This window comes from Leifsonia sp. 466MF, assembly GCF_900100265.1.
GTDB lineage: Bacteria > Actinomycetota > Actinomycetes > Actinomycetales > Microbacteriaceae > Leifsonia.
The window spans coordinates 1,993,890-2,009,721 of the sequence record NZ_LT629696.1; the positions used below are offsets into that span (position 1 = coordinate 1,993,890).

General features: G+C 70.7%; 18 protein-coding genes, 2 tRNA genes and 1 riboswitch. Of the genes, 8 read left to right on the plus strand and 12 right to left on the minus strand.

Going from position 1 to position 15,832, the window contains the following annotated elements:
- Positions 1–22 precede the first annotated feature (22 nt).
- Positions 23–862, minus strand: coding sequence for an ammonia-dependent NAD(+) synthetase (nadE, locus tag BLR91_RS09510; protein WP_089875517.1), 840 nt, complete (start codon positions 860–862; stop codon positions 23–25).
- Positions 863–961: 99 nt separating this feature from the next.
- Between nadE and BLR91_RS09515 the strand changes: the two genes are divergently transcribed.
- A complete protein-coding gene (locus tag BLR91_RS09515; RefSeq protein ID WP_089875516.1) occupies positions 962–2,179 on the plus strand; it encodes a cation:proton antiporter in 1,218 nt (405 codons plus the stop codon).
- 6 nt (positions 2,180–2,185) lie between these two features.
- Here the strand turns inward: BLR91_RS09515 and BLR91_RS09520 are convergent, their stop codons facing one another.
- Positions 2,186–3,040: a LysR substrate-binding domain-containing protein gene (locus BLR91_RS09520; protein ID WP_018190758.1), complete on the minus strand. Its 855-nt coding sequence runs from the start codon at positions 3,038–3,040 to the stop codon at positions 2,186–2,188.
- A 162-nt stretch (positions 3,041–3,202) separates the two neighbouring features.
- Between BLR91_RS09520 and BLR91_RS09525 the strand changes: the two genes are divergently transcribed.
- Positions 3,203–4,507, plus strand: a complete 1,305-nt coding sequence (locus BLR91_RS09525; protein WP_089875515.1) for an MFS transporter — start codon at positions 3,203–3,205, stop codon at positions 4,505–4,507.
- A gap of 39 nt (positions 4,508–4,546) precedes the next feature.
- Positions 4,547–4,619, plus strand: a tRNA-Arg gene (locus BLR91_RS09530).
- 333 nt (positions 4,620–4,952) lie between these two features.
- On the opposite strand, the gene BLR91_RS09535 is transcribed toward BLR91_RS09530, so the two are convergent.
- From BLR91_RS09535 to BLR91_RS09545, 3 genes are all read right to left on the minus strand, one after another.
- Positions 4,953–5,028 (minus strand) — tRNA-His (locus BLR91_RS09535).
- A 48-nt stretch (positions 5,029–5,076) separates the two neighbouring features.
- Positions 5,077–5,700 carry an oligoribonuclease gene (orn, locus tag BLR91_RS09540; protein ID WP_029042786.1) on the minus strand — a complete coding sequence of 208 codons (624 nt, stop codon included), beginning with the start codon at positions 5,698–5,700 and terminating at the stop codon, positions 5,077–5,079.
- Positions 5,701–5,709: 9 nt separating this feature from the next.
- Positions 5,710–6,537: an SGNH/GDSL hydrolase family protein gene (locus BLR91_RS09545; protein WP_089875514.1), complete on the minus strand. Its 828-nt coding sequence runs from the start codon at positions 6,535–6,537 to the stop codon at positions 5,710–5,712.
- A 95-nt stretch (positions 6,538–6,632) separates the two neighbouring features.
- On the opposite strand from BLR91_RS09545, the gene BLR91_RS09550 reads away from it, so the two are divergent.
- Positions 6,633–6,935 (plus strand): thioredoxin domain-containing protein, encoded by a 303-nt coding sequence (locus tag BLR91_RS09550; RefSeq protein WP_089875513.1) that lies wholly within the window; start codon positions 6,633–6,635, stop codon positions 6,933–6,935.
- Here BLR91_RS09550 and BLR91_RS09555 read toward each other — a convergent pair.
- On the minus strand, positions 6,932–7,519 hold the full coding sequence (locus BLR91_RS09555) for an ArsR/SmtB family transcription factor (protein WP_089875512.1): 588 nt from the start codon (positions 7,517–7,519) through the stop codon (positions 6,932–6,934). The two genes, BLR91_RS09550 and BLR91_RS09555, sit on opposite strands and share 4 nt — an antisense overlap.
- Positions 7,520–7,592: 73 nt before the next feature.
- Between BLR91_RS09555 and BLR91_RS09560 the strand changes: the two genes are divergently transcribed.
- The 4 genes from BLR91_RS09560 to BLR91_RS09575 all read left to right on the plus strand — a co-directional run bounded on the left by BLR91_RS09560 (position 7,593) and on the right by BLR91_RS09575 (position 11,461).
- Positions 7,593–8,861 carry an MFS transporter gene (locus BLR91_RS09560; RefSeq protein ID WP_089875511.1) on the plus strand — a complete coding sequence of 423 codons (1,269 nt, stop codon included), beginning with the start codon at positions 7,593–7,595 and terminating at the stop codon, positions 8,859–8,861.
- Between the two features lie 353 nt (positions 8,862–9,214).
- Positions 9,215–9,994, plus strand: a complete 780-nt coding sequence (locus BLR91_RS09565) for a hypothetical protein (RefSeq protein ID WP_018190751.1) — start codon at positions 9,215–9,217, stop codon at positions 9,992–9,994.
- A 47-nt stretch (positions 9,995–10,041) separates the two neighbouring features.
- The gene (locus BLR91_RS09570; RefSeq protein WP_089875510.1) at positions 10,042–11,100 is read left to right on the plus strand and encodes a hypothetical protein; all 1,059 of its coding nucleotides are present in this window, start codon (positions 10,042–10,044) and stop codon (positions 11,098–11,100) included.
- 43 nt (positions 11,101–11,143) lie between these two features.
- Complete coding sequence (locus BLR91_RS09575) at positions 11,144–11,461, plus strand: metallopeptidase family protein (protein ID WP_039731272.1); 318 nt, start codon at positions 11,144–11,146, stop codon at positions 11,459–11,461.
- Positions 11,462–11,517: 56 nt separating this feature from the next.
- Here the strand turns inward: BLR91_RS09575 and BLR91_RS09580 are convergent, their stop codons facing one another.
- The 6 genes from BLR91_RS09580 to BLR91_RS09605 all read right to left on the minus strand — a co-directional run bounded on the left by BLR91_RS09580 (position 11,518) and on the right by BLR91_RS09605 (position 15,825).
- Positions 11,518–11,796, minus strand: coding sequence for a hypothetical protein (locus BLR91_RS09580; protein WP_018190748.1), 279 nt, complete (start codon positions 11,794–11,796; stop codon positions 11,518–11,520).
- Positions 11,793–12,425: an ATP-binding protein gene (locus BLR91_RS09585; RefSeq protein ID WP_089875509.1), complete on the minus strand. Its 633-nt coding sequence runs from the start codon at positions 12,423–12,425 to the stop codon at positions 11,793–11,795. Before BLR91_RS09585 ends, BLR91_RS09580 begins: the two co-directional genes overlap by 4 nt.
- Entirely contained in the window at positions 12,409–13,188 is a 780-nt protein-coding gene (locus BLR91_RS09590; protein ID WP_089875508.1) for an energy-coupling factor transporter transmembrane component T family protein, read from the minus strand. The genes BLR91_RS09585 and BLR91_RS09590 overlap by 17 nt, the downstream gene beginning before the upstream one ends.
- Entirely contained in the window at positions 13,185–14,687 is a 1,503-nt protein-coding gene (locus BLR91_RS09595) for an ABC transporter ATP-binding protein (RefSeq protein WP_172823202.1), read from the minus strand. Before BLR91_RS09595 ends, BLR91_RS09590 begins: the two co-directional genes overlap by 4 nt.
- 5 nt (positions 14,688–14,692) lie before the next feature.
- The gene (locus tag BLR91_RS09600; protein ID WP_089875507.1) at positions 14,693–15,322 is read right to left on the minus strand and encodes an ECF transporter S component; all 630 of its coding nucleotides are present in this window, start codon (positions 15,320–15,322) and stop codon (positions 14,693–14,695) included.
- A 33-nt stretch (positions 15,323–15,355) separates the two neighbouring features.
- Positions 15,356–15,466, minus strand: a riboswitch (TPP riboswitch).
- A 26-nt stretch (positions 15,467–15,492) separates the two neighbouring features.
- A complete protein-coding gene (locus tag BLR91_RS09605; RefSeq protein ID WP_018190743.1) occupies positions 15,493–15,825 on the minus strand; it encodes a spore germination protein GerW family protein in 333 nt (110 codons plus the stop codon).
- Positions 15,826–15,832 lie beyond the last annotated feature (7 nt).

Genomic DNA, 15,832 nt, shown 5'->3' on the forward strand with positions numbered 1-15,832 from the left:
CCTTCGTCGTTCCTCGGACAGCTCAGCGGCTGTACGCGGTCTCGCCCCACCACGAGTCGAACATGCTCGCCGGCGGCTGCCGCTTGTGCTCGGTCGCCCGGTATCGCGCCTCCAGCGCCTCCGCGACCTCGTCCGACACGTCCTTCCCCTCGAGGAAGTCGTCGATGTCGACGTACGTCAGCCCCAGGTTGTCCTCGTCGGTCTGGCCCGGGTTGAGGTCGAGCAGGTCGGCCGTCGGCGCCTTCTCGTACAGCCGGGCGGGTGCACCCAGGTGCGCGAGCAGCTGCTTGCCCTGCCGCTTGGTGAGGCCGCTCAGCGGGAGGATGTCCGTGCCGCCGTCGCCGTACTTGGTGAAGAAACCGGTCACCGCCTCGGCCGCGTGGTCCGTGCCGATCACGAGCAGAGTGCGCTGGCCGGCGATCGCGTACTGGGCGACCATGCGGATGCGCGCCTTGACATTGCCTTTCACGAAGTCGGTCATCGGCTCCCCGAGCGCATCCGCGTACTCGTCCTCGACGCCGTCGGTGCCGCGCTGGATGTTGAAGACGACCGAGCTCTTCGGCTGGATGAAGGACAGCGCCAGTTGCGCGTCCTCCTCGTCCCGCTGCACGGCGTAGGGCAGACGGACCGCGATGAAGTCGGCGTCCGTCCCCTCCGCCGCGAGACGCTCGACCGCCAGCTGGGCGAGCCGCCCGGCGAGGCTGGAGTCCTGGCCACCGCTGATGCCGAGGACGAAACCGGCCGCACCCGTCGCCCGGAGGTAGTCGACCAGGAAGCCGACACGTCGCTCGATCTCGGCGGCGGGGTCGATCTCCGGACGGACGTGCAGCTCTTCGATGATCTGTGCCTGAAGTTCGCGCATGACGCCAGATTATCCCCGTCCGGTTTCGCCCATGTGAACGCGACCGTTCTCTCACGAACGGTCTGCCGCGAACGCCGTGCCGGTCGCTAGCATGCGCCCATGGAACCCGCCGTATCGAGCGTCGTGCTCGTCCCCCTCCTCGGCGTCCTGGCCGCGCTCCTCACCACGGCGGTCGGGCGGTTCGTGAAGATCCCGCTCGTGGTGTTCGAGATCGTCCTCGGCCTGATCATCGGCCCCAGCGTCCTCGGCTGGGTGCCGGAGACGGCCGGCCTGGATGCGATCGCCAACTTCGGCCTGGCCTTCCTGTTCTTCATGGCGGGCAACGAGATCGACTTTCCGGCCATCGCCGGCCGGCCGCTGAGACGTGCCTCACTGGGCTGGCTGTTCTCGCTGGTGTTCGCGATCGTGCTCGCCACGCTCATCGCGGGATCGATCGTCCCCGGCGTCTACATCGGCATCGCACTCACGTCGACGGCCCTCGGGACGCTGATGCCGGTGCTGCGCGACGCCGGCGAGATGCACACGCCGTTCGGACGCGTCGTCACCGCGGTCGGCGCCGTCGGCGAGTTCGGCCCGCTGCTCGCGATCTCGCTGTTCCTCAGCGGCCGGAAACCGTTCGCCGCCGCCCTGGTGCTGATCGGGTTCGCCGTGATCGCCGGCGCAGCGATCTGGTTCGCCTCCCGCGGCGGCCACGAGCGCTTCCACCGGCTCGTCCGGGCGACGCTGCACACCAGCGGCCAGTTCGCCGTTCGGTTCGTGGTGTGCGTCATCGCGGCCCTCGTCGGGCTGAGCATCGCCCTCGGACTCGACATGCTGCTCGGCGCGTTCGCCGCGGGGGTGCTCTGCCGCATCCTGCTCTCCGGGGCGAAGCCGGAGGACGCGCATCACATCGAGAGCAAGCTGGAGGCCGTCGCCTTCGGCGTGCTGGTGCCGGTGTTCTTCATCAACACGGGCATCGGCTTCGACCTGAAGGCGCTGCTCGGCGACCCGCGGGCACTGATCCTGCTGCCGATCTTCCTCGTCCTGCTGCTCCTCCTGCGCGGTGTCCCCGCGTCGTTCCTCGTGCCACCGGGCTCGACGTTCCGCGACCGGGCGGCACTGACGCTGTTCAGCGCGACCGGGCTGCCGATCATCGTCGCGGTGACCGCGATCGGCGTGCGGGAACACGATCTGCAGGTCGGGACCGCGACGGCCCTGGTCGGAGCGGGGATGCTGTCGGTGCTGCTCTTCCCGCTGATCGCGCTGACCCTCCGCCGGAAGTCGGCGGACGGCGGCGTGCGGCCCTCAGATCCGGACGCGGTGCCGATCGAAGGCTGAGCCGGCTCAGGCCACGCGGCTGACGGCGCGGGCCAGGATCGCGGTGGTCAGCGCATCCACCGGCTCCCGAGCGGCCGACGGGTTGGACAGCAGCGTGAAGTCGACGTGGCCGAGCTCCGGCAGCCCGAAGCGGTTCGTCACCTTGATCAGATCGGTGGGGATGAGCGACCGCGGGAAGACGGCGACACCGATTCCCGCCCGGACCGCGGCGAGCACGCCGTTCACCTCGCGGGTGTTACACGTGATCCGCCAGGTGCGGCCCGCCGCCTCCAGCGCGTCGATCGCGACCTGACGACTGAGGCTCGGACCCTGGTACGAGATGAGCGGCACGGGCCCGTCCGGATCGAGCACGGTCTTCTCCTGCCCCATCCACACCAGCTCGTCGGTCGCCACGACCGCACCCTCCGTCGTGCCCGGCGTCTGCTTGATGAAGATGAGGTCGAGCTGGCCTGCCTTCAGCTTGCGGTGCAGCGGGCCGGACTGGTCGACGGTCAGCTCGAGGTTGATCTGCGGGTTCTGCTGGCGGAAATGTCGAAGGATGCGCGGGAGCGTCGTGATCGCGAGATCGTCTGCCGCGCCGAAACGCAGGCGCCCGCGCATGGCCGACCCGCTGAAGTAGCTCTCCGCCTCGGCGTGCGCGGCCAGGATGGTGCGGGCGAAGCCGGCCATCGCATCCCCGTTGTCCGTCAGCCGCACCTCACGCGTGTCGCGGGCGATGAGCTGACGCTTCGCCGCCTGCTCGAGTTTGCGGATGTGCTGGCTCACGGTCGGCTGGCTGATGCCCAGCCGCCCGGCGGCCTTGGTGAAGCTCCGCGTGTCGGCGACGGCGAGGAAGGTCTGCAGCAGTACCGGGTCGAACATTCCGCATCCATTCGAAAAGCCAATGGGACTTATAGCCGTGATCGGCTCCAAGAATAGTCCGGATTGCGTAGGGTCGAAGGGAGACTTCATACGGAACCAGCGACGACATCGAGGTAACACGCAGTGGCGCACTCCCCCGCAGCCGCCCCGCCCACCGGACCCATGCCGGTCCTCTCCACCCGGCCGCCGTGGCGCGAGACGTTCGCCTCGCTGCGGGTGCCGAACTACCGCCGGTTCGCGGCGAGCAACCTGGTCGCCAACACGGCGGTGTGGATGCAGCGCATCGCGATGGACTGGCTGGTGCTGCAGCTGTCCGGAAGCGTCGCCGCCGTCGGCGTCACCGTGTTCATGCAGTTCACGCCGATGCTGCTCTTCGGCCTCTGGGGCGGAGTGATCACCGACCGCTACTCCAAGCAGCGGCTGCTCGTCATCACGCAGTCGTGCGCGGCCGCGCTCGCGGCGCTGCTCGCCGTGCTCACGCTGACCGGCACCATCGAGGTCTGGCACGTCTACGCGATCTCGTTCACCCTCGGTCTCGTCACGGTCGTCGACAACCCGGCACGTCAGGTGTTCGTCAACGAGCTCGTCGGTCCGCGCTACCTGCGCAATGCGATCAGCCTGAACTCGTCGATCTTCCAGCTCGGCGGGCTCATCGGGCCGGCCGTCGGCGGCATCCTCATCACCGCGGTCGGAGGCGGATGGTCGTTCGCCATCAACGCCGTCGCGTGCCTCGCCGTGGTGTTCGCCGTGGCGACGCTCAAGCGGTCGGAGCTGCACGCGTCGCCCGCGGCTCCCCGCGGCAAGGGGCAGCTCGCCGAAGGGATGCGGTACGTGCGCCGCAAGCCGGTGATCTTCTGGACGATCGTCATGGTCGCCGTTGTCGCCCTGTTCGCCTTCAACATGCCCGTGTTCCTCGCCGCCTACGCGAACGACGTCTACAACGTCGGCGCGCAGGGCTACGGGATGTTCAACGCGCTCGTCGCCGCCGGCGCGCTCACCGGCGCACTTGCTTCGACGCGCCGCACCAGCGTCCGGCTGTCCATGGTCGTCGGAACCGCCGCAGCCCTCGGGATCGTGCAGGCACTCGCCGGATTCGCGCCGGGCGAGCTGGCCTTCGGGCTACTGCTCGTCGCCATCGGCGTCGGCAACCTGCTCTTCATCACCGCGGCCAACTCCCTGGTGCAGATGTCGTCGAACGTGCAGATCCGCGGGCGCGTGATCTCGCTGTACATCCTCGTGCTGCTCGGCGGGCAGGCCCTCGGCGGCCCGCTGATGGGGTGGATCGTGGAGCAGGTCGGCCCGCACGTCGCCATGGCGATCTCCGGGCTCGTGCCCGCCGCGGCGGCTGCCGTGATCGCCGTGCTGGTCGCCCGGCAGGCGAGCCTCCGCCTCCGCTTCGGCCTCCGCGGGCGCCGCCCCGTGATCGCGATCGTCACCCGCGCGGGGAAGACCGGCCAGACGCTCTGACGCGGCGGCAGCGGAGCGCTCCGGTATCGTTGACTCGACGCCCCCGTAGCTCAGCGGATAGAGCAGGAGCCTTCTAATCTCTTGGTCGCAGGTTCGATTCCTGCCGGGGGCACCGTGGAGCAACTCTCGCGGTGCTTCTCATCTCTTGGTCGCAGGTTCGATTCCTGCCGGGGGCACCGTGGAGCAACTCTCGCGGTGCTTCTCATCTCTTGGTCGCAGGTTCGATTCCTGCCGGGGGCACCGTGGAGCAACTCTCGCGGTGCTTCTCATCTCTTGGTCGCAGGTTCGATTCCTGCCGGGGGCACCCTCACTCCTCTGCGCATCCCCCACCGTCGAGTACACGAACTTTGTACGTTTTCGGCGCCCCGAGCGTGCAAAGTTTGCGGACTCGACGGGGGCGTGGGGATGCGAAAAAAGGGCCGGACTACGGGAGTCCGGCCCTGTGTGGGGTGAGTAACGGGGCTTGAACCCGCGACCTCCTGGACCACAACCAGGCGCTCTACCAACTGAGCTATACCCACCACGGCGCCTCGCCGATCACGCGGATCGACCGAAGCAACTCATCGATTCTAGTACATGCGGGGAGCCCATTTTTCCACCACGCCCGCGGCCAGCGCCTGGGTGTCCTCCGTTGTGGGCCCGGGCGGTGCGACGAACGCGGCCGAGCGGTAGTAGTCGAGCTCGCGGATCGACTCGAGGATGTCGGCGAGCGCCCGGTGGCCGCCGTTCTTCTCCGGGGCGTTGAAGTAGATGCGCGGGAACCAGCGGCGAGCGAGCTCCTTGATCGAGGACACATCCACGTTGCGGTAGTGCAGGTGGTTGTCGAGCCGCGGCATGTACTTGGCGATGAACATGCGGTCGGTGCCGATCGTGTTGCCGGCGAGCGGGGCCGTCCGAGCGGTCGGCGCGAACTTCAGCACGTACTCGAGCACCTCGTACTCGGCCTCGGCGAGGCTCTTGCCGTTCGGGATCTCCTCGATCAGGCCCGAGGTGGTGTGCATCTGCCGGACGAAGTCGCCCATGTTCTCGAGCGCGGAGTCGTCGGGCTTGATGACGATGCTGAGACCGGGGTCGAGCACGTTCAGCTCGAAGTCGGTGATGACCACCGCGATCTCGACGAGCTCATCGACCTCGAGGTCGAGGCCGGTCATCTCGCAGTCGATCCAGACCAGTCGATCCGAGGAAGTAGCCATAACAGGAGTCTAATGCTGGCCCCCGACAGGGCCGGACAGTGCCCCGAAGTCGACCCGCTGCGGCACCGGGAGCTTCGGCCCCATCCCGTCGCCGGTCGACACGTGCCGCACCCGCCGGGCGATCCACGGGATGGCGTACACCCGCAACCAGGTCCGGAACGGCACCGAGTCGGGCGGCATCGGCGCCGTCGCCTCCGGCGCGACCGTCGTCTCCGGCCCGCTCACCTCGGCGTACGGCACCCCGAGGGCGTGGGCGGCCTGCGCGGCGAGGAGCCGGTGGCCGCGCGTGCTCAGGTGCACGCGGTCGGATGCCCACATCGCCGCGTCGCGGAACTCGCGGACGCCCCACACGTCGAGCACGATCGCGCGCTGATCCCGCGCGATGCTCCAGATGTTCGCGTTGAAGACGGCCGCGCGCCCGCGGAACGGCTTGAGGAAGAAGGCGAACTGCGGATCGAAGATGTTGGCGAGCAGGACGGTCGTCCCCGCGGCCCGGAGGTCGCGGATGCCCGCTTCGAGCCGCGTGGCGAGCGCGTCCGGGTCGGCCGCGGGGCTCATCAGGTCGTTCCCGCCGATCATCACGGAGACGAGGTCGGGCCGCAGGTCGAGCGCGTGCGGGATCTGCGCATCCACCACGTCGGCGATGCGGCGACCGCGCACGGCCAGGTTGGCGAACTCCAGCGAGGCGCCGGCGAGCCGAGCGTCGCCGTCGAGGATTCCGGCCAGGCGGTCGGCCCAGCCGAGGAAGGCGTCCGCGTGCCCGGGGGCGCGGTCGCAGAGGCCCTCGGTGAGCGAGTCTCCGAGGGCGACGTAGCGCGTGAAGGTCGTTCGGCTCACGGGACGATTCTGTTCGTCCCGCTCCCCCGGCGGTGGCGCCGACGGCCCGCTCCGCGCGATCGTCGCCGCGATTTCCCCGGACGTACACTGACGGTGTGGATTCGACACCGGCCGTTGTCCCGGAGGTCACCGGGAAGGCGCAGCTCACTCTCTACACGTCCGCCTTCTGCGAGCCGTGCATGCAGACGCGTGCCGTGCTCGCCGAGGCGACGCGACTCGCGCCGCGGATCGTGGTGACTGAGCTGGATGTGGCACGCAACCTGGAGCGCGCCGAGCACGACCGCATCCGCTCCACCCCGACGGTGGTCGTCGAAGCGCCGGACGGCACGGAGGTCTTCCGCGCGGAGGGCGTGCCGACCCTGGCGCAGGTGCTCGCGGCCGCCGCGACGGCGCTCTAGGACGCCTTCCCGGCGTCCTCTCCCTCATCGTCGGCCGGGGAGGCCGTCCTGTGCAGCAGGAACAGCCCGCCGTGCGCGGGCAGGTGCCGCCGCTCGGCGTCGGTCTCCACGTACTCGTCGATGACGGCGACGATGCGCCGGTCGAGTTCGGCCACGTCCGCGGGTGAGAGATGCAGCGAGAAGCGCGCGTACGTCGCGATGGATGCGGGACCGGCCTCGGCGAGCTCCTGCTGGAACGCATCCACCGGCGCGAAGCCGTCGCTCAGGTCGAGGTCCTCCAGAGGCACGGACAGCCACCAGGTGCGCCCGGTGGAGCGGTAGGGCTTCTCGAGAGCGCCCGTCTCCCCCGTCCGCACCTCCGCCGGCTCCAGGAACCCCGCGTCGACCAGCTGGCGCACGTGGTAGTACGCCGTGCCCGGGTCGACGCTCAAGCGGTCGGCCAATTGCTTGTTGGTGAGCTCGCGGTCGCCGCAGAGCCGCACGATGCGGACACGCAGCGGATGCGACAGGGCCTTGAGCTCCTGCGGCGTCGCCGGGCGGCGCTTGGCGTCCGGTCCTGCGTCGGTGCTGGCTTCGTCGGTCACGCTCCGACCTTAGCGCGGATTGGGGTTTCATCCATCGATTGAGTTTTCTCAATCACTGTGCAACCCTTGCCGTATGACCGCGAACGGACTCGGCGCACGCTACTGGAAGCTGTGGACCTCGGCAGGCCTCTCGAACCTCGCCGACGGCGTGATGAAGGTCGCACTGCCACTCGTCGCAATCCGCTACACCGACTCCCCCGCGATCATCGCCGGCCTCACGTTCGCCTTCACCCTCCCCTGGCTGCTGTTCGCGCTGACGGCCGGAGCGCTCGCCGACCGGCTGGATCGCCGGCGCCTGATGCTCGTCGCGAACGCGGCCCGCGCGCTCTTCCTCGCCTTCCTGACGATGGCCACGCTGACCGGGATCGGGTCCATCTGGATGCTGTACGCGGCGGCGATCTGCATCGGCGTCGCGGAGACCGTGTACGACACGTCATCCCAGTCGATCCTGCCGCAGCTCGTCCCGCGCGACCGCCTCTCCCGGGCGAACGGGCGCCTCTACGCGGCAGAGCTGACCGCGAACGAGTTCGTCGGCCCTCCGCTCGGAGGCTTCCTGGTGGCGACCGGTGTCGCACTCGCGTTCGGCGCGCCCGTCCTGCTGTGGCTCGCGGCGATCGGGATGCTGCTGCTCGTCCGCGGGCATTACCGGGCCGATCGCCCAGAGCGCACGACGATCCGCGCCGACATCGCCGAGGGCCTCCGCTTCCTCCGCGGCAGCACGCTGCTGCGCACGCTCGCCATCATGGTGGGCGTCTTCAACTTCGCGAGCTCCGCCGTTTTCACCGTGTTCGTGCTGTATGCCGTCGGCCCGCAGTCGGCCATGAAGCTGACCGACCCGGGATACGGGCTGCTGCTGACGGCGTCGGCCGTCGGAAGCGTGCTCGGCACCTTCCTCGCGGAGCCGGCAGAGCGCCTACTCGGACGGGCGCGCGGCCTCGCATTGACCATCGTCGGCTCCCTCCTCACCGTCGCGACGCCGTTCTTCACCACGAACCCCTTCGTCATCGCGGCGGGCATGCTGATCGGGGGCGTCACCGTCTCGATCTGGAACGTGATCACCGTCTCGTTGCGGCAGCGCGTCACCCCCACGCGCCTTCTCGGGCGCGTGAACAGCGCGTACCGCCTGCTCGCCTGGGGCACGATGCCGCTGGGCGCACTCGCCGGCGGCCTCATCGGTCAACTGTTCGGCGTGCGCTGGGTCTTCCTCGTGATGGGCATCCTGGTCGTGCTGCAGCTCATCCCGATGCTCTGGGTCACCGACCGGCGCATGGATGCGGCAGAAGCCGAGGTGGAGGCCGAGGAGCGCGCGGAGGCTCCGACCGACTCGCCGACAGGTCGTTGACGCGTACACGAGTTTGCCAGGATCTATGCCCGAACCGTCCAGAAACAGCGCCTAGGGTCATTTACCGACGGCAGTGAAAGCCGTCCGTGCCGCGCAGGCGCGCATCCAGGCCCCGAACCCGCAAGGCCCCCAACCTGAGACGTCCCCCGGCGTCGCCCTGGACACGCAGCCCTTCCCACGCCCGGCACACCCGCGCCGCATGCCGCGCCTTCCGGACCACGGGTCCACGAGGCGCTTCCGCGCGTGCCGCGCGGCAGTCAGCCCGCAGGACCACCCGAAAACACACGGTCCGGTCGCATGGACGCCCACGGCGTCGCCATGCGTCAGGCGGGGAAGCCCGATCCAGGAAAAGCATGCTGAGTTCTCTCCGTACCACCCTCAAGAGCAGTCCCATTCCCTTCGGCCGCATCGTCTCCGGTGCCGCCGCCGTGCTGGTCAGCGCCAGCCTCCTCGCCCCCGCGATGGCCCAGCAGCAGGAGAGCGAGCGGAAGACCCGCGAACTCTCCGAGGCCACCGGGATGCGCCACGAGCAGCTCTCCGTGTACGACTCGATCGTGCGCGACCGTCTCGAGCGCCAGGCGAAGACGACGCTGACCGGAGCAGAGGCCACCGTCAACGCGAACCAGGCCAAGGCCGACGCGTCGGCGGCGAAGACCGCGATCGCCGGCCTGAGCGGCTACACCAAGCTCGACGAGGACACCCTCCGCGACAGCATCGTGGCGACCCAGGCCGCGTCCGACGCCCTGGCCGCCGCCGGCGCCGAGGCCGACCGCCGTGCCGCCGAGGCCGCCGCTGCTGCCGCCGCCGCTCTCGCCAACGCCAACACTCCGGCGGGCGCGAAGGCGACGGCCGCGAGCCTCGCCGCCAGCCAGTACGGCTGGGGCGCCGACCAGTTCCAGTGCCTCGAGCAGCTGTGGCAGCGCGAGTCGCAGTGGAACTACCAGGCGTCCAACCCCGGCAGCGGTGCGACCGGCATCCCGCAGGCCCTCCCGGGCAGCAAGATGGCGTCGTTCGGCACCGACTGGGCGACCAACGCCACCACCCAGATCAAGTGGGGACTCGACTACATCTCCCGCGGGTACGGAACTCCGTGCGCCGCGTGGGGCCACTCCGAGGCCGTCAACTGGTACTGACCTGAGAGCCGGGAAGGCGGGCGGCGGCCGCCGGTAGACTCGCGCGAGTGAGCACCGAGCACGCCCCCGTCTCCCCCGCCATCCGCGGAGCCCATCTCGTCGGCAGCGTCAACCTGCCGGACGCCGAGACGGTGTTCCGCACCGTGAACGCCCATCTCGGCGACCGGATGCGCCGCATCCCGGACGGCGAGGTGGGCGAACGCTTTTACTGGGTGCAGTTCCAGACGGGCCGCCTCGACACGATGAGCGGCCTTTCGCGCATCCCCGGTGATGCGCCGCTGCTGCGCGGCGTGTTCGACCCGCGTCCGTTCCATCTCGATGAGGGTGTGTCCGCCGACGACCTCGTCTTCCCCGACCTCGGCTATGCGGAGGCGGCTCTCGACTCGTACGGCGTGTTCCGCAGCCTCCGCGAGGATGGCGTGATCCCGGCGGGCGTGCGCTTCCAGGTGTCCCTGCCGACACCGGCCGGCGTGGTCGGGCCGTTCATCGTGCCGGAGGACCGCGCCGCTGTCGAACCCGCCTACGAGCGGGCACTCTTCGGCGAGCTGCGGCGCATCCTCGACGGCATCCCGCACGACGACCTCGCGATCCAGTGGGACACCGCCGTCGAGTTCGCGCTGCTCGAAGGGCGGATGCCGTCGTGGTTCGGCGCCGACGTGCTCGACGGCGTCGTCGAGCGCGCCGTCCGGCAGGCCGCGGCGGTGCCCGCCGACGTGCAGCTCGGCTATCACCTCTGTTATGGCGATGTGGAGGAGCAGCACTTCGTTCAGCCCACCGATGCGGGGCGCCTCGCCGCGGTGCTCCGCGGCATCCTCGACGCCTCTCCGCGCCCCGTCACGTGGGTGCACCTCCCGGTGCCGATCGAACGGGACGACGCGGAGTACTTCGCACCGCTCGCCGACGTCGTGGTTCCCGCGGAGACCGAGCTGTACCTCGGGCTGCTGCATCACGAGGACGGCGTGGAGGGCGCGCGTCGCCGGGCGCAGGCGGCCGCGACCGCGCAGCCCCGCTTCGGCGTCGCGACCGAGTGCGGGTTCGGCCGCGGCCCGAGCGAGCGCACGGCCGGGCTGCTCGACCTCCACGCCGCCGTCGCCGAGGCGTGGTGAGCCGCGCGTGACGCTCGACCTCGACCAGGACGCCTTCGAGGCGATGGTCACGGACGAGCTCGATCAGCTCCCGGATGAGATGGTCGACGGCCTCGACAACGTCGTGTTCGTCGTGGAGGACCGCCCGGAGGACGGCTCCCTCGACCTGCTCGGCCTGTACGAGGGTGTCGCCCTCACCGAGCGCGACACGTACGGCTTCGGCGAGATGCCGGACCGCATCGTGCTCTACCGAGAGCCGCTCCTCGCGATCAGCGCCGACGAGGACGAACTGCGCGACGAGATCCACATCACGCTCGTGCACGAGATCGCCCACTACTACGGCATCGACGACGAGCGTCTGCACGAGCTGGGCTGGGCTTAGCCAGGACGACCGGCGTAACCCACGGGAATCAGCGGGAGGCCGGCATCAGCGGGAGGTCAGGCGCCGTTCCCGAAGATCGACTCGTCTTCCTTGTCGGCCTCCACCGGGTCGGAGTCCGGAGCGTCGAAGTGGTACGACACCAGCTTCTGGCCCTCGACCTCGCGCTCCTCGCCCGCGACGTACCAGAACGTCGACTCCAGGCCTTCGACGGCGGCGATCACGCCGATGCGCTCGTCCACCTTGCCGTCCACGAGGAAGCGGCGGTCGCTCTGGCCGACGAGCGGCCCGTCGGCGTACTCGACGATGTATTCGGGGTCCTGTCGTGCGTCGGTCATGACTCCACCGTAGTACCCGATCGGACCTCGGTGATCCCACCCGGCAGGTCGAGTCCCGTCACGTCCAGGACGAGGTTCGCGGCGGCACGTGGATGCTCGCGGGCGACGAACCGCTCGAACTGCGCCTGCCAGCGGTCCCACTCCGCCGCGAACGTCTCACCGTCACGGGCGAGCGCGCGCTCTTTGCGCAGGGCGTCGTCCGCTTCCAGCCAGACGGTCAGGTCCGCGCAGGCGGCGTTCCGGCGCGAGAGCGTGCCGCATCCCTCGACCACGAGCGGCTCGCCGCCGGCCACCAGCTCGGCCCCGGCCGGATGATGGCCCGCCCAGTCCCAGCGCCGCCAGCTACCCGCGCCGATCGCCCGGAGCGGCTCGAGGAGGTCACGGCCGAGCGCCTCGCTTCCCGCATCGAGGCCGTCCCATCCCGGGTACAGGTCGTCCATGCGCACGAGCCGCGGGCGCCCCTCCGCCGGCCAGCGCGCGATGAGGAGGTCGGCGAGGGTGCTCTTGCCGGCGCCGCTCGGTCCGTCGATCAGCACGATCGGGGTCCGGCCGGCGCTCGTCGCGTCGGCGACGGCCCGTGCGACGGCTGAGCGGAGCACGCCGATCGGGTCGTCAGCTGAGCGGTGCATTCCAGCTCCCCGCTGCGACGGCCGCCGCGATCGCGAGCCCGGCGACCAGCGCCGCGACGACCAGGGCGGCCCAATCGCGCCCGCGGAAGACGGAGGGGCGCGCCCACGTGCGCGTCCCGGGCGCACCGAAGCCGCGCGCCTCCATCGCCGTCGCCAGCTTCGTGCCGCGGCGCAGCGACAGCACGAACAGGGCGAACGACTGCCCGAGGAACCGGCGGAAGGCGCCCGACTCCGCGACGCCGCGCGCACGGCGCGCCAGGGTGAGGGCGCGCCAGTCCTCCGCGAACAGTCCGACCAGACGGAGAGCAGCGAGCCCGCCGATCACGAAACGCGCGGGCAGGCGCACCAGCTGCGCCAATCCATCCGCCAGGTCGGTCGGGTCGATAGTGACGAACAGCAGCACCGCGGGCAGGCCGATGGCGAGCACGCGCAGGGCGGTCGCCACGCCGAGGGCGATCGAGCCGTCGCTGATCTCGATTGCCCACCACTGCACGTAGACGGTGCCGGACGTCTGCCCGTAGAGCACGGTCGTGAGCCCGGCGAGCGGGGCTGCGATCCACACCGGGGCGGTCCGCACGACGACGGAGCGGAGCGGGATGCGCGCGAGCGTCAGAAGCACGAGCTCCAGCCCCAGGGCGACGCCGGCCGAGACCGGGTCGATCGACAGGAGCAGGGCGACCGTGACGATGAGCGCCGCGCCCAGCTTCGCGACAGGATTGAGCGTCGCGAGCGGGCCGGTGCGGAGGGGCTGCAGCAGGGTCATGCGCGCACCTCCGCGACGTCGAGGCGGAGTGCGGCGGCACCGACGGCCTCGATGAACTCTGCGTCGTGCGTCGCCGCGACGATGGCGTGACCGTCCCGCCGCAGGTCGGCGATCATCCGCACGAGGCCGTCCCAGGTGCGCGCGTCCTGGCCGAAGGTCGGCTCGTCCAGCACCAGGAGGCGTGGCCGGGTCGCGAGCGCGGTGCCGACCGAGAGCCGGCGCTTCTGACCACCGGACAGCGTGAACGGATTCGCGTCGGCCACGTCGGTCAGCGCGAGCCCGTCGAGCAGCTCGTCCACCCGGCGCTCGACATCGTCGGCCGCCAGACGCAGTGCCCGGGGCCCCGCGGCGAGCTCCTCCCGCACCGTGGAGGCGATGAACTGGTGCTCGGGGTTCTGGAAGACGCTGCCGATGCGGGTGAGCAGCTCGCGCGAGCGCCAGGTCGCCGGGTCGGTGGATGCTCCGGCCGCCAGGTCCGGCTCGGCGACGAGCGCGCCGCCGAGCGGCGGCAGCAGGCCGCCGAGAGTCAGCGCGAGGGTCGACTTGCCGGCTCCGTTCGCTCCGGTCAGCGCCAGGGCCGAACCCTCGCGGACGGCGGCGTCGACCGGACGGCCGACCGGGGCCCCGACCGGCGGACGCCCGCCTTTCCGGCCCCGCGTCACCGCCGGCCCCCGGCCGAACACCAGCGACCGCGCCGTCAGCAGCGGGGTGCCCTCGGCGACGGACGGCGAGCGTGGCACCGGCGTGCCGGGCAGCCACACGCCGGCGCGCCGCAGCTCTCCGGCCGTATCGGCGAGGACCTTGCCGGGTTCGCCGTCGGCCAGCACACCGCCGTTGGCCCCGAGCACCACGACGCGCGTCACCAGGTCGCGCCACACCGCCACGCGGTGCTCGACGACGACCAGGGTGGCGCCGGTGGCGTCGAGGGCCGAGCGAACCGCATCCCGAACCTCCAGCACCCCGTCGGGGTCGAGGTTCGCGGTCGGCTCGTCGAGCAGCAGCAGGCCGGGCCGCATGGCGAGAAGGCCGGCCAGCGCCAGGCGCTGCTTCTGACCGCCGGAGAGCTGGCTCGTCGACCGGTCGAGCGGCACGTCGAGGCCGACGTCACTCAGTGCCCGCCGGACGCGTGCCCACAACTCGTCGCGCGGCACCCCGAGGTTCTCGCACGCGAAGGCCACATCGTCGCCGACCCGGGCGAGGATGACCTGGGCGTCCGGATCCTGCAGCAGCAGTCCCGCCGTCCCTCGCGCCGACGCAGGCGGTCGGCCGCCGACGGTCAGCGACCCTTCGGCCTCGCCGTCGTCATCCCCGCCGAGCACACCGGCCAGGCCCGCGAGGAGCGTGCTCTTGCCCGCGCCGGACGCGCCGAGCAGCAGCACGCGCTCCCCCGGCTCGATCCGCAGATCGACCCCGCGGGCCGCCCAGGCGTCCCGTCCGGCGTAACGCCAGCCCCACCCGTCGACCCGGACCCCGGCTGGGGCGGTCAGTCCCGACTCCACGGCCGTCAGGCCCGCGACGCCGTCCGCGACTCGCGGCCCGCGGCGAAGCGGCTGAGCGCCCCCGTCTTCGCGAGTGCACGGACGAGCAGCCACGAGCCGAGGCCCGCGACCACGATGCCCGAGATCGTCGTGGTGATCGCATACGTGATCGCGAACTCCGGCTTGGACCCCGGGTACCAGTACAGGAGGTCGAGGATCGACTCAGCGATCCCGGCGCCGGCGCCGGCCAGGAGGGCGGGTACGAGGCGCCAGTTCGCGTAGAGGAACAGCGCGAAGACGATCTCGGCGCCGAGTCCCTGCACGACGCCGGAGAGCAGGGTCGCGAATCCCCACTGCGTGCCGATCAGCGCTGAGACGGTGGCCGCGACGACCTCGCCGAACAGCGCGGCGCCGGGCTTCCGCACGATGAGTGCCACGAGTACCCCGGCGAACAGCCACGGGCCGTTCAGGATGCCCTGGAAGCCCGGGAGGACGGCCCCGACCGGGCCCGAGATCGGGTTCTGGACGATGCCCCAGACCCAGAAGACGACGCCGGACGCGACGGCGACGACGCTGGCGACGACGATGTCGACGACGCGCCAGCGGAAGACGCGCGAACGCGCGCCGGTGGACGTGGAGGTGATGGTTGCATGCACTGGACGTGCCCTTTCATTCAGCGAAACAGGGCACGGGATGTGAGATGGCCTCCCTGCGCTGGCATGACCCAGATCAGGTTCGACGGTCGAGACTTGGAGAAGTCTCCTCTCAGCCCGGCTCACCGGACTCCCGTGTTCGCCCCCAATACTAGTCCGCTGAGGGCACGGTGCTACTTCTTGAGCGCGCGGATCACGCGCGACCAGGCGTGACCGGCCACCCAGACGAACGGGATGCCGATCGCCAGCAGCGTGATCAGGTTCGGACGGAACCGGACCCCGGTCTCGTCGGAGACGTACGCGCCGAAGGGCACGGCCCATCCGCCGCCGCCACCGCCGCCGGGGGCGTCCTCGCCGCCCTCGCCCACGACTCCCGCGCCGAAACCGAACTGGACGGCCGCCACCGGCACGATGGTGGTCCCGTCGACGACGACGGGCTCGCCGTAGACCGACTTGATGCCGGAGGCGCTGAGGGTCTCCGCGAGCTTGAGCGAGATGTTCGTCATACGCCTG

Excerpts from the sequence above, each read along its gene's own strand:
- BLR91_RS09585 (WP_089875509.1), bottom strand. The coding sequence starts at position 12,425 with ATGCACCGCTCAGCTGACGACCCGATCGGCGTGCTCCGCTCAGCCGTC.
- BLR91_RS09560 (WP_089875511.1), top strand. The coding sequence starts at position 7,593 with ATGACCGCGAACGGACTCGGCGCACGCTACTGGAAGCTGTGGACCTCG.
- orn (WP_029042786.1), bottom strand. The coding sequence starts at position 5,700 with ATGGCTACTTCCTCGGATCGACTGGTCTGGATCGACTGCGAGATGACC.
- nadE (WP_089875517.1), bottom strand. The coding sequence starts at position 862 with ATGCGCGAACTTCAGGCACAGATCATCGAAGAGCTGCACGTCCGTCCG.
- BLR91_RS09515 (WP_089875516.1), top strand. The coding sequence starts at position 962 with ATGGAACCCGCCGTATCGAGCGTCGTGCTCGTCCCCCTCCTCGGCGTC.
- BLR91_RS09565 (WP_018190751.1), top strand. The coding sequence starts at position 9,215 with ATGCTGAGTTCTCTCCGTACCACCCTCAAGAGCAGTCCCATTCCCTTC.
- BLR91_RS09605 (WP_018190743.1), bottom strand. The coding sequence starts at position 15,825 with ATGACGAACATCTCGCTCAAGCTCGCGGAGACCCTCAGCGCCTCCGGC.
- BLR91_RS09575 (WP_039731272.1), top strand. The coding sequence starts at position 11,144 with ATGGTCACGGACGAGCTCGATCAGCTCCCGGATGAGATGGTCGACGGC.
- BLR91_RS09525 (WP_089875515.1), top strand. The coding sequence starts at position 3,203 with ATGCCGGTCCTCTCCACCCGGCCGCCGTGGCGCGAGACGTTCGCCTCG.
- BLR91_RS09590 (WP_089875508.1), bottom strand. The coding sequence starts at position 13,188 with ATGACCCTGCTGCAGCCCCTCCGCACCGGCCCGCTCGCGACGCTCAAT.
- BLR91_RS09580 (WP_018190748.1), bottom strand. The coding sequence starts at position 11,796 with ATGACCGACGCACGACAGGACCCCGAATACATCGTCGAGTACGCCGAC.
- BLR91_RS09520 (WP_018190758.1), bottom strand. The coding sequence starts at position 3,040 with ATGTTCGACCCGGTACTGCTGCAGACCTTCCTCGCCGTCGCCGACACG.